The 12,099-nt window shown below is 68.0% G+C and carries 8 protein-coding genes; 6 read left to right on the top strand and 2 right to left on the bottom strand.

The features are described from left to right. The first annotated feature begins 2 nt into the window (after positions 1–2). A complete protein-coding gene (locus tag H6844_19945) occupies positions 3–3,026 on the top strand; it encodes an efflux RND transporter permease subunit (protein ID MCB9931676.1) in 3,024 nt (1,007 codons plus the stop codon). 375 nt (positions 3,027–3,401) lie between these two features. Here the strand turns inward: H6844_19945 and H6844_19950 are convergent, their stop codons facing one another. Beyond that, positions 3,402–4,670: an LLM class flavin-dependent oxidoreductase gene (locus tag H6844_19950; protein ID MCB9931677.1), complete on the bottom strand. Its 1,269-nt coding sequence runs from the start codon at positions 4,668–4,670 to the stop codon at positions 3,402–3,404. A 96-nt stretch (positions 4,671–4,766) separates the two neighbouring features. After that, positions 4,767–5,750, bottom strand: a complete 984-nt coding sequence (locus tag H6844_19955) for a nitronate monooxygenase (protein ID MCB9931678.1) — start codon at positions 5,748–5,750, stop codon at positions 4,767–4,769. Positions 5,751–5,937: 187 nt separating this feature from the next. On the opposite strand from H6844_19955, the gene H6844_19960 reads away from it, so the two are divergent. From H6844_19960 to leuA, 5 genes are all read left to right on the top strand, one after another. Next, positions 5,938–7,092 carry a thiolase family protein gene (locus H6844_19960; GenBank protein ID MCB9931679.1) on the top strand — a complete coding sequence of 385 codons (1,155 nt, stop codon included), beginning with the start codon at positions 5,938–5,940 and terminating at the stop codon, positions 7,090–7,092. A 3-nt stretch (positions 7,093–7,095) separates the two neighbouring features. Then, positions 7,096–7,509, top strand: a complete 414-nt coding sequence (locus H6844_19965) for a Zn-ribbon domain-containing OB-fold protein (GenBank protein ID MCB9931680.1) — start codon at positions 7,096–7,098, stop codon at positions 7,507–7,509. Between the two features lie 292 nt (positions 7,510–7,801). Then, entirely contained in the window at positions 7,802–8,467 is a 666-nt protein-coding gene (locus tag H6844_19970) for a PepSY domain-containing protein (protein MCB9931681.1), read from the top strand. A gap of 293 nt (positions 8,468–8,760) precedes the next feature. Beyond that, positions 8,761–9,975, top strand: coding sequence for a 5-aminolevulinate synthase (gene hemA, locus H6844_19975; GenBank protein ID MCB9931682.1), 1,215 nt, complete (start codon positions 8,761–8,763; stop codon positions 9,973–9,975). A 345-nt stretch (positions 9,976–10,320) separates the two neighbouring features. Further along, positions 10,321–12,027, top strand: coding sequence for a 2-isopropylmalate synthase (gene leuA / locus H6844_19980; GenBank protein MCB9931683.1), 1,707 nt, complete (start codon positions 10,321–10,323; stop codon positions 12,025–12,027). Positions 12,028–12,099 lie beyond the last annotated feature (72 nt).

Consider the following 12,099-nt stretch of genomic DNA (forward strand, 5'->3'; position numbering starts at 1 on the left):
TGATGAACCTGATGATCGTCATCGCCGGCATCGCCGCCCTGTTCGGGGTCGAGGTGCGCGAACTGCCGGATATCGACCGGCCCCTGGTCTCGATCCGCGCCAACTATCCCGGCGCCTCGCCGACCACGGTCGATGCGGAGGTGACGGCGGCGGTGGAAGGCGCGGTGGCGCGGGTTGCCGGCGTCGTCGCGGTGCAGTCCTCGTCGGAAGAGGGCAATTTCCGCATGCGCGTGGAATTCCGTCCCGACCGCGACCTGGCCGACGCCGCCAACGACGTGCGCGAGGCGGTGGCGCGCGTCGCGCCGCAATTGCCCGACGGGGTGAAGGACCTGTTCGTGGTCAAGGCCGAACAGGACGCCTGGCCGATCATGCGCATCGCCGTCTGGAGCGACCGCGACGCCATCGATGAATTGAGCCGCCGCGTCGACGACGAGATCGTGCCGGAACTGACCGCGGTCGACGGCGTCGCCGACGTGGTGGTGTTCGGCTCGCGCCTGCGGGTGGTCCGGGTCGAGGTGCGGCCGGAACGGCTGGCGGCCTATGGTCTCTCCATCGGCGAGGTCGCCGACGTGCTGGCCGCGGCCCAGTTCGACGTGCCGGTCGGCAGCTTTGCCGCCGGCCAGACGGAAGTGCTGGTCCGCGCCGACGCCACCGTGGCCGAGCCCGGCCGGATCCAGCAATTGCGAGTCCGCGGGCCGGTCCGCCTCGGCGATGTGGCGGACGTCTATTTCGGCCTGCAAACGCCGGAGAGCATGGCGAGGCGCGACGGGCGCACGATTGTCAGCGTCGGCATTGTCCGCCAGGCGCAGTCGAACACGGTCGCCATTTCCGACGACGTGCAGGCGACCCTCGCCAGGCTGGAACAGCGCTTCCCCGACCTGCATTTTGCGGTCACGGGCGACGACGCCGTCTTCATCCGCGGCGCCATCGGCGAGGTGGTCTATACGCTGGTGCTGGCGCTGGTGATCGTTGTCGCCGTGATCTGGCTGTTCCTGGGGCGGCTGGGCGCGACCATGATTCCGGCCGTCGCCATTCCCATCGCCCTGATCGGCGCCATGGCGGCGATCTGGCTGCTGGGCTTTTCGGTCAACCTGATCACGCTGCTGGCGCTGGTGCTGGCGACCGGCATCGTCGTCGATGACGCCATCGTCGTCGCCGAGAACATCCAGAGCCGCCGCGCCGACGGCATGGGCCGCATGGCCGCCGCGGTGGTGGGCACGCGCCAGGTGTTCTTCGCGGTGATCGCCACCACGGTGACCCTCATCGCCGTGTTCATCCCGATCTCCTTCCTGCCGAGCGACGCCGGGCGCCTGTTCGCGGAATTCGGCTTCGTGCTGGCGATCACGGTTGCGCTCTCGTCCTTCGTCGCGCTGTCGGTCTGCCCGATGATCGCCTCGAAACTGCCGTCTCTGGGTGGCACGCCGGGCCTTTTGGGGCGGTTCGGCCACTGGCTGATCCGCCGCTATATGGCGCTGCTGCGGCCGCTGCTGGCGGCACCGCTGGTGGTGGTGACCGTCGCCGCCATCGCCGGCGCGTCTTCCATCCTGGTCTATGGCGATCTGGGCGAGGAGCTGGTGCCGCCGGAAGACCGGGGCCAGATCACCGTGCGCCTGCAAGGGCCGGACGGCACCGGCCTCGCTTACACCGACCGGCAGGTGGAGCGGGTCGAGGCCATGCTGCGGCCCTGGGTCGAACGCGGCGTGGCCGAGGGGCTCTATTCCGTCAGCGGCTGGTACGACCTGAACCGCGGCTATATCGGCGCGCGCCTGATCCCGTGGGCGGAGCGCAGCGTTTCCCAGGCGGATATCGAGCGCGATCTGCGGCCGAAGCTGGCGCGGCTCGCCGGCGCCAATGCCCGCGTCACCTCCGGCAACAGCCTGGGCCTGCGCCGCGGCTCCGACGGCGGCATCACCGTGGCGCTGACCGGGCCCAGCTATCCGGCGATTGCGGATGCTGCCTTTGCCTTTGCCGACCGCATGGAGGCGCTGCCCGGCCTCTCCGCCATTCGGGTGCAGTATCAGGCGACGCAGCCGCAGCTTTCCATCACCATCGACCGCGAGCGAGCCTCGGACCTGGGCGTGCCGATGGCGGCGCTGTCGGCGACGCTCAGGGCGTTGATCGACGAGGATGAAATCGCCGAACTCACCATCGACGACCAGGCGGTGCCGATCCTGTTGCAGTCGGCCGCCGGCACGGTGCGCGACCCGGCGGACCTGCTGAACCTGTATGTGCGGGCGGAGGCGGGCCACCTGGTGCCGCTCTCGCAACTGGTGACCTTCTCGGAGCAAGGGGTGGCAGCGGAACTGGACCGGCACGGCCAGCGCCGCGCCATCGAGATCGACGCCGCGGTCGCGCCGGACCTGACCTTGCGCGGCGCCGTCGACCTGGTGCAAGGCCTGGCGCGCGAGAGCCTGCCGCCCGGTATCGGCCTGCTGTTGCTGGGCGAGGCCGCGGCGCTGGACGAGACCTCGCACGCGCTGACCGTGACCTATGTCATCGCGCTGGTGGTGGTGTTCCTGGTGCTGGTGGCGCAGTTCGAGAGCCTGACCAGTGCGGCGGTGGTGATGGTGACGGTGCCGTTCGGCGTCGCGGCTGCCATCTATGCGCTCTGGCTGACCGGCACGACGGTCAACATCTACAGCCAGATCGGCGTGCTGATGCTGATCGGCATCATGGCCAAGAACGGCATTCTGCTGGTGGAGTTCGCCGACCAGTTGCGCGAGCGCGGCTATGCCGTGGCCGAGGCGGCGCTGGAGGCCTCGCGCCTGCGCATCCGCGCCATTGCCATGACGCTGGCCTCGACCGTACTGGCCGGCCTGCCGCTGATCCTGAGCGGCGGCCCGGGGGCGGAGGCGCGGGCGGCCATTGGCTGGGTGGTGTTCGGCGGCCTGGGGCTGGCCGCCGCCTTCACGCTGTTCCTGACCCCGGTGGCGTATGTGCTGGTCGCCGGCCTCGCCCGCAGCCGCGCCGCCGCCGGCGTCGCGCTGGAGGCGGAGTTGCGCCAGGCTGGGCACGGCGACGACTGAGACGCCCGGCTGTCCCTCGTTCGACAGCAGCGGCCACCCGCACCGCGCCTTTCATCCTGAGTAGGGCCGGAGGCCCGTATCGAGGGACGGGGCTCCAAGGCTGGCGCCCGCCCCTCGATACGCCCCGGACTGCGTCCGGGCCTACTCGGGGTGAAGCGGGGTGTGGTGGGGCCGTGGAGAGAGTAGAACGGGGAGACGGCTGGGCGGCCCTGGCATCTTCCAACCCCCTTCTCCCGCGGAGGCGGGAGCCCATGCCTGAGAGTGTCTTTTCGAGTCCGGACTTTGTCGGGAAGTCTCAGGCATGGGTCCCGCATCACGTGCGGGACGGGGGCGGTGGAGTGGCGGGGACGCGCCCTCAATCGTCTCCAGCCGCCCTCAATCGTCTCCGGCAGCCTGCGCCTGCGGGCGGGCGTGGCCGGGCATGGAGGCCTTGACCGCTGCCCTGACCACCGGCGTATCCGCCCTGGACGGCGCCTGCATCATCGGCTTGCGCGCCAGCGCCGCCTCGATATAGGGCGCCAGTTCCTTGGCCTTTTTCGCCTCGCGCTCGGCCACTTCCGCCTGGAACACCGGCATCACCTTGTCCGCGAACAGGCGCATGGATTCGGTGATGTTGCGGTTGGAGTTGCGGCCGGCCTGCTGCATCAGGATCACCTGGTCGACGCCGGAGTCGCTCAGGCCGCGCAGGTGGCGAACCATGTCGTCCGGCGTGCCGATGCCCTGGCTGTCATACTCGCCGCGCGCCTTCGCCGCCTCGATCAGCCGGTCGGTGGCGTCGCCGCGGGCCTTCAGGAAGTCGCTCCACATGTCGGAATGGCCGGGCACGAAGTCCTCGGCCACCAGCTTTTGCTGGGAATAGCGGAAGAACTCGAAATTGTCCTTGCCGCGCCGGATCGCCTCTTCCCGGTCCTCGTGCATGGAGAAGGCCGAGACGACGGCGATGTTCGGGTTCACCGACCGGCCGAGCGGCACGCACTCCTCGGACTTGATGATGCCGTAATAAATCTCCGACCAGGTCTTGGCCTCTTCCGGGTCGATGAACGAGAAGGCGAGCGCGCCGATGCCATTCTTGGCGGCGATGCGGATGGTGTCGCGGTTGGTGCAGGCCATCCAGAGCGGCGGGTGCGGCTTCTGCAACGGCTTCGGCAGCACGTTGCGGGCCGGCATGGAGAAGCCGTCGCCCTCGTAGCCAGGATAGGGCTCCAGCGCCAGCATGTTGCAGATCTGCTCCGCCGCCTCCAGCGCGTGGGCGCGCTTGGTCTTGGCCTGGATGCCGAACGCGCCCAGTTCCAGGCGCGTCGCCCCCTCGCCGATGCCGAAATCGACCCGGCCGTCGGAGAGCAGGTCCAGCGTCGCCAGGCATTCGGCCGAGCGGGCCGGATGGTTGTAGTTCGGGATCACCTGCTTGATGCCGTGGCCGAGGCGAATGCGCTGGGTCCGGCTGGCGGCGGCGGCCAGCAGCACTTCCGGCGCGCTGGAATGGGAGTATTCGTCGAGAAAGTGATGCTCCACCTCCCAGGCGTAATCGAAGCCGAGTTCGTCGGCCAGGATGATCTGTTCCAGCGCCTCCTTGAACAGGCGGTGTTCGTCGCCGTCGTTCCAGGGGCGGGGCAATTGCAGTTCGTAAAACACACCGAAACGCATCGGGGGAGGGTCCTTCCCAAAGCTCCGTACAACTTTCGCCGTAAGATCACGGCTCCGCCCGCCGCGGTCAAGGTGCGCGTCGCGGGCGGCCGGGCGTCAGCCGGCAAGGCGTCCGAGCGCGGCTTCCGCCTCGCCGACAATGCGGCGGACGATATCGCCGGCGGGCGGCGAGTCGAAGATCAGGCCGGCGCTTTGGCCCGCCGGAAGCACGCCGTTTTCGACATCGCCCTGCAACCGCCCCCGCTCGCTGGCGGGATGGCCGTATTTCAGGCCTTGCAGCGGGAAGGGCAGGATCTCGTCCTCGCGCCCGACCCAGGCCTCGGTGTAATGGTTGCGGATCAGCCGGCAGGTCTTGCCGGAATGCGCGCGGGTGACGACCGTCCCGGCGGTATCGGTGGCGCCGATCTTGTCCTTGTAGTTCTGGTGCGCTCGCGCCTCCGCCGTGGCGATGAAGCGGGTGCCCATCCAGACGCCCTGGGCGCCGAACGCCAGCGCCGCCACCAGGCCGCGGCCGTCGGCTAGGCCGCCGCCCGCCAGCACCGGCACGCTCACCGCATCCACCACCGCCGGGATCAGGGCCGCAGTGCCGACCGACCCCACATGGCCGCCGCCGTCGGAGCCGGTGGCGATCACCGCATCCACGCCGTCCGCCACCGCCTTCTGCGCATGGCGGACCGCGCCGACCACGCTCATGACATAGATGCCGCGGTCGTGGGCCGGGCCGACCGCGTCCTTGGGGCTGCCGAGGCCGGAGATCAGCACCGGCACGCGCTCGTCGAGGACCACCTCGATCATCGCCTGCACCTGGTCGGTGTAGCGGGCGACGGCCTCGCCCTCGGCGCGGATGGTGGCGAACAGGATGTCGACGCCGAACGGCTTGTCGGTGCGGGCCTTCACGCCGCGGATTTCCGCGCGCAACTCGTCGGCGGAGGAGGACGAGCCGGCGCCGACGACGCCGAGGCCGCCGGCTTCGGAGACCGCCGCGGCCAGGGCCGCACGCGCGACCCAGCCCATGCCGGCCTGGAAGACGGGGTGGGCGATGCCGAGGTCGCGGCAGATCGGGGTTTGGAGCGGATTCATGGCGACGGGGTTTCCTCTGATCGGCCCGTTCGCCGCGCCGGGCAATGGTGAGCGCGGGCGGGCGGGCGTTGGCTTTGGCGCCAGTATAGCGGCGTGGCCGCGCCCCGCCACGGGGCTTCCCCTCCGCCCGGCGCTGCCGCTACACTTCCGCCGAACGCCAGCACCAAACGCGCGCGAGGACCCGCCCATGGCAGAGACATTGAACGGCAAGGCGGCCGTCACCGGCATCGGTGAGACCGCCTACACCCGGGGCACCGACAAAAGCTCCATCGGCCTGATGTGCGAGGCGTCGCTGCGCGCCATCGCCGACGCCGGCCTGTCGCCGAACCAGATCGACGGCATCATTCCCTACGCGCTCGGGCCGGTCGCGGAAGAGGTGATGACCAATCTGGGCCTGGAGGACATTCGCTTCTCCGCCCAGACGCCCATGGGCGGGGCCAGCGCCGTCGCCGCGTTGCAGGCCGCCGCCGCGGCCATCGCCGCCGGCGTCTGCCGTCACGTGCTGCTGGTGCTGGGCCGGCGCGGCTATTCCGATTCGCGGGTGGCGACGCGCCTCGGCGCCATGCCGCAATTCCGCATTGTCGGCGAGTTCGAAAACCCGGTGGGCGCCATCGCGCCGGCGCAGCTCTACGCGCCCATGGCCCGCCGCCACATGGAACTCTACGGCACCACCGCGGACCAGTTCGCCGAGGTGGCCATCGCCATGCGCAACCATGCCATCCTGAACGACAACGCCATCATGCAGAAGCCGCTGACGCTGGAGGACCACCACGCCAGCCGGGTGATCTCCGACCCGTTCCGGCTGTTCGACTGCTCGCTGGAGAGCGACGGCGCCTGTGCCGTGGTGGTGAGCGCGGCCGACGCCGCCCGCGACACGCGTGCGCCGGTGCGCATCATCGGCGTGGCCGAGGGCCATCCGGATTCGCCCAGCACCATCACCCAGCGCCACGACATCACCACGCTGGGCCTGGCCAAGGCGGCGCCCCGGGCCTTCGCCATGGCGGGGGTGAGCCACAAGGATATCGACGTCGCCCAGATCTACGACTGCTTCACCTTCACGGTGATTGCCGAGATCGAGGACATGGGCTTCTGCAAAAAAGGCGAGGGCGGCGCCTTCGTCGAGGGCGGCCGCATCCGCCTGGGCGGCGACCTGCCGGTCAACACCCATGGCGGCCTGCTGAGCCAGGCGCACATTGCCGGCATGAACCACATTTACGAACTGGTGCGCCAGTTGCGCGGCGAGGGCGGGCGCGCCCAGGTGGAGAATGCCCAGATCGGCCTCGTCACCGGCTATGGCGATCTCGGCGACGGCTCCATCGCCATCATGCAGAAAGGGGCCTGAGCCATGACCGAGGCCTTTGCCAAGCCGCTGCCGCAGCCGTCGATCGATTCCCAGCCGTTCTGGGAGGGATTGAAAGACCGCCGCATCCTGCTCCAGACCTGTCGCAATTGCGGCAAGAAGCGCCACTATCCGCGGCCGGTCTGCGATGCCTGCTATTCCATGGAGAGCGACTGGACCGAGGCCAGCGGCCGCGGCACGCTCTATAGCTGGACCGAGACGCACCACCCGTTCCACATCGGCTTCAAGGCGGAGGTGCCCTACATCCTCGTCACCGTCGACCTGGAGGAAGGGGTGCGCATGCAAAGCCAACTGGTCGGCGCGAAGCTCGACGACCTGAAACTCGGCCTGCCGGTGGAGGCGGTGTTCGCGGACGCCGCAGACGGCTTCGTCCTGCCCTATTTCCGCCTTGTCGGCTGAGGCTTGGGGCTCGATGGTACCGGAGTGCGCAATCGGAAAGGGTGCCGAATGACGCGCTGATATCCGGGTAATTTCTGGTCCGATTCTGCCGCGGCCGCGCAATCATTGCGCGGCCGCGGCTTCGTTTCGGATGGTTTCGAACTTTTTGGCGAGAATCGGCGCCTATCACTTTTTTGTGATTAGAACAAAATTGTCCGGTAATTATTTGAGCCGTGTCAGCAAACGGAAGTGAATACGCGACAGATTGGCGTTATGCCAAAATACTGTTAAAGTATTCATGAGGAGATAAACTGTGTTTCGTATTATCACCATCGCTTCAGCCGCGGTTCTCAGCGCAAGCCTCGCCTTCGCGGCAATGTCCGAGCGTCCGGATATGCTTCCGAACTACGACAACACCTCCAGCGCGCCCGAGATCACGGCGCAGTTGCAATCGCTTGGCTACAAGAACATCAACGATGTTCGCTACAGCGGCAACATCTACACGGCCTCGGCCGAATGGGACGGCCAGCCGGTGTCCTTGCGCATCAACCGCATGCTGGGTGAAATCCACGACGTTGGCGGCGGCGGCGTGGAGATGCTCAATGTGGAGCCGGGCATGGGGCAGGAAGACTTTGTCGCCGCCCTGGCCGCGAAGGGCTACACGAACGTGCATAGCGTCACGATGGCCGGCAATGTTTACCGTGCCGCGGCCGAGCGCGACGGACACCCCTACAATCTCAAGGTCGATGCCGAGACCGGCGAGGTCAGCACCCATGCCAACCGCACGGGCATCGCCATTGCGCCGACCTATGGCATGAGCTTCGGGGAAATCGAGCATCAGTTGCAGGAGATTGGCTTCGGCGACCCGAAGGTGATCGCCCAGCACGGGCAGAAGGTCGCCGCGACCGGCAACTGGAAGGGCGAGGCGGTGCATCTCAACATCGACGCCCCCACGGGGATCATCACGATCAACGAGTAGGAGCCCATCCGCTCCGCCGGCGTCGCGCCCCGCAAGGGCGCGGCACCACCCGACAGGGCGTCCCCCCACCACACAGGGGGCGCCCTGTTTGCCGTTTCGGGGCCGGCGGGTCGAGGCCGGCGGGTCGGGTCGGGCGGGTCGAGGCCGCCGGGGATGCTCCAAATCAGCGCGCGCCAAGGTGATTGGTGGCGCCATACCAGCCATGGTAGCATATCAATGCCTTGAAGGAGTTCCGCTCGCCTGTCCGGCCGGAGCTCGGCGATGCCAATACCTTGCAGCCTGGGACGGAACGGATGAACTACGACGCGCATTTCGACGGTCTGCTGCACGACCTGAAGGCGGAGGGCAATTACCGCACCTTCGCCGAAATCCTGCGCCAGCGTGGCAATTTCCCGAACGGCGTGCGCCGCACCGGCGCGGGCGACCAGCCGATCACCGTCTGGTGCTCCAACGACTATCTCGCCATGGCGCAGCATCCCGCCGTGCTGGCGGCCATGCACGAGGCACTGGATTCGGTCGGCGCCGGCTCCGGCGGCACCCGCAACATCGCCGGCACCACCGCCTATCATGTGGAGCTGGAGCGCGAGCTGGCGGCCCTGCACGGCACCGAGGCCGCCCTGGTCTGCACGTCCGGCTATGTGGCGAACGAGGCGGCGCTGGGCACGCTCGGCCGGTTGCTGCCGGACTGCCTGATCCTCTCGGACGCCTTCAACCATGCCTCGATGATCGACGGCATCAAGACCGCGCGCTGCGAGCGGGTGGTGTTCCGCCACAATGACCTCGCCCATCTCGAAGACCTGCTGGCGGCGCAGCCGCTGGAGCGGCCGAAGCTGATCGCCTTCGAAAGCGTCTATTCCATGGACGGCGATTTCGGACCCATCGCCGAAATCTGCGACCTGGCCGAGAAATACAACGCCATCACCTATATCGACGAGGTGCACGGCGTCGGCCTCTATGGCGACAGCGGCGCCGGCGTGGTGGAGCGCGACGCGGTGGTGGGGCGCGTCGACGTCATTTCCGGCACGCTCGCCAAGGCGTTCGGCGTCATGGGCGGCTATATCGCGGCCTCGGCCCGGATTTGCGACGTGGTGCGCAGCTTCGCCTCCAATTTCATTTTCACCACCTCGATCTCGCCGGTGATCGCCGCCGGCGCCATCGCCAGCATCCGCCATGTGCGCGCCAGCGGGGCCGAGCGCGAGGCGCTGCACGCCAACGCCGCCTATCTGAAGGCCGGCCTGGTCGAGCGCGGCCTGCCGCTGATGCCGTCGCCGAGCCATATCGTGCCGGTGCGGGTCGGCGATCCGGTGCGTTGCAAGGCGCTCTGCGACCGGCTGATGGCCGAGTACGGCATCTATGTGCAGCCGATCAACTACCCGACCGTGCCCAAGGGCACCGAGCGCATGCGCCTGGTGCCGAGCCCGCAGCACAGCCGCGCCGACATCGACCGGCTGCTGGAGGCGCTCTCCGCCCTGATGGGCTCGAACAGCGCCGCGCAGGCGGCGGAGTAGGGCGTGGCAACTGGGGCGTTGACTTGCCCGGCGCTCTGACCCATATTTCCTGCCATGACCAAGCAATTCGGCCTCCTGCTGCTCCTTATCGGCCCGGCGCTCCTCTGAGTGTCGGGGTTTAAGTGTTGAGCACGTTCCTGGTCTAACCGCTTCGGTTCCTCCCCATGTCTGAAATTCCCGGTTTTCGCACCCTGCGACTTAGCGGCGGCCGTCGGATGGCGTCCTGACGGACGCGCGGCCCCGGCGGCCATGAGCTTGCCGCACCCCTTTCTGACCTGACCCGACCGCGCCGCTTGCCCCGCACCCCTTTCCGGGCCGGCGCCCCCAAACGGAGACCCGCGCGTCATGCACGCCATCGCTTCCGACAAGTACAAAGCCTACGCCTACCCCTATATCCCGGTCGATTTCAGCGACCGCACCTGGCCGTCCAAGACCATCACCGCGCCGCCGACCTGGTGCAGCGTCGACCTGCGCGACGGCAACCAGGCCCTGGTCGAGCCCATGGGCACCGACCGCAAGATGCGGTTCTGGAACGCCCTGTTGAAAATGGGCTTCAAGGAGATCGAGGTCGGCTTCCCGTCCGCCTCCGACACCGATTTCGAGTTCGTCCGCCACATCATCGACAACAAGCTGATCCCGGACGACGTCACCATCCAGGTGCTGACCCAGTGCCGGCCGGAGCTGATCACCCGCACCTTCGACGCGATCAAGGGCGCCCCCAGCGCCATCGTCCACTTCTACAACTCCACGTCGACGGCCCAGCGCCGGGTCGTGTTCGGCATGGACGAGGCCGGCATCACCGAAATCGCCACCTCGGCCGCCCGGCTGGTGCGCGAACTGCACGAGGCCGGGGCCGCCGGCGACACCGTGGTCCGCTACCAGTATTCGCCGGAAAGCTTCACCGGCACCGAACTGGCCTATGCGGTCGAGATCTGCGAGGCGGTGATGGACGTGCTGGAGCCGACGCCGGACAACCGGCTGATCCTGAACCTGCCGGCCACGGTCGAGATGGCGACGCCGAACACCTATGCCGACCAGATCGAATGGTTCAGCCGCACTATCAAGAATCGCGACTCGATCATCCTGTCGGTGCACCCGCACAACGACCGCGGCACCGCCGTCGCCGCCACCGAACTGGCGGTCATGGCCGGGGCCGAACGGGTCGAGGGCACGCTGTTCGGCAATGGCGAGCGCACGGGCAATGTCGATATCATCACGCTCTCGCTGAACCTGTTCACCCAGGGCGTCGATCCGGGCCTGGTGATCGACGACATCAACGAACTGATCCGCACCGTCGAATACTGCAACCAGCTGCCGGTGCACCCGCGCCATCCCTATGCGGGCGAACTGGTGTTCACCGCCTTCAGCGGCAGCCACCAGGATGCGATCAACAAGGGCATGAAAGAGGTGCGGGAGAAAAAGGGCGACCAGTGGGACGTGCCCTATCTGCCCATGGACCCGGCCGATGTCGGCCGCAGTTATGAGGCGATCATCCGCATCAACTCCCAGTCCGGCAAGGGCGGCATCGCCTATCTGCTGGAGACCGACCACGGCGTGGCCATGCCGCGGCGGGCGCAGATCGAGTTCTCCAAGGTGATCCAGCAACTGACCGACCGCGAGGGGCACGAAGTGCCGTCGTCGCAGATCTGGGAGGTGTTCAGCGCGGAATATCTGGACCAGAACGGCCCGCTGACCTTCCTGCGCTATCAGACCGTTCCGGGCGAGGGCGGCAAGCGCGACCTGTCGGCCACGCTGCGCGTCTTCGGCGAGGAGCGCGAGATCACGGGCCAGGGCAACGGCCCGATCAGCGCCTTCGTCGACGGGTTGCAGAAGAGCTTCGGCTTCGAACTGGACGTGGTCGACTATCGCGAGCACGCGGTCGGCACCGGCAAGGAGACCACCGCCTATGCCTATGTCGAGATGCGCGCCCCGGACGAGACCACCCTGTTCGGCATCGGCCGGCACGAAAACATCGTCGAGGCCTCGCTGCGCGCCGTGGTGAGCGCCGCCAACCGCGCCCAGCGCATGGGCCTGTTCCCGATCAAGAACTAGGGCGGGTTCTTCTCCGGCTGGCCCACCACCCCCATCTTCCCTGTCCTCGCGCAAGCGGGGGCCCATGCCTGA

The sequence above is a fragment of the Alphaproteobacteria bacterium genome (assembly GCA_020638555.1).
In the GTDB taxonomy this organism is placed as follows: Bacteria; Pseudomonadota; Alphaproteobacteria; order Bin95; family Bin95; genus JACKII01.

What these genes read in the sequence shown, in the direction of transcription:
- H6844_19950 (MCB9931677.1), bottom strand. Translation starts at nt 4,670, where the DNA reads ATGCGTTTCGGTGTGTTTTACGAACTGCAATTGCCCCGCCCCTGGAAC.
- H6844_19965 (MCB9931680.1), top strand. Translation starts at nt 7,096, where the DNA reads ATGACCGAGGCCTTTGCCAAGCCGCTGCCGCAGCCGTCGATCGATTCC.
- leuA (MCB9931683.1), top strand. Translation starts at nt 10,321, where the DNA reads ATGCACGCCATCGCTTCCGACAAGTACAAAGCCTACGCCTACCCCTAT.
- H6844_19960 (MCB9931679.1), top strand. Translation starts at nt 5,938, where the DNA reads ATGGCAGAGACATTGAACGGCAAGGCGGCCGTCACCGGCATCGGTGAG.
- hemA (MCB9931682.1), top strand. Translation starts at nt 8,761, where the DNA reads ATGAACTACGACGCGCATTTCGACGGTCTGCTGCACGACCTGAAGGCG.
- H6844_19955 (MCB9931678.1), bottom strand. Translation starts at nt 5,750, where the DNA reads ATGAATCCGCTCCAAACCCCGATCTGCCGCGACCTCGGCATCGCCCAC.
- H6844_19945 (MCB9931676.1), top strand. Translation starts at nt 3, where the DNA reads ATGAACCTGATGATCGTCATCGCCGGCATCGCCGCCCTGTTCGGGGTC.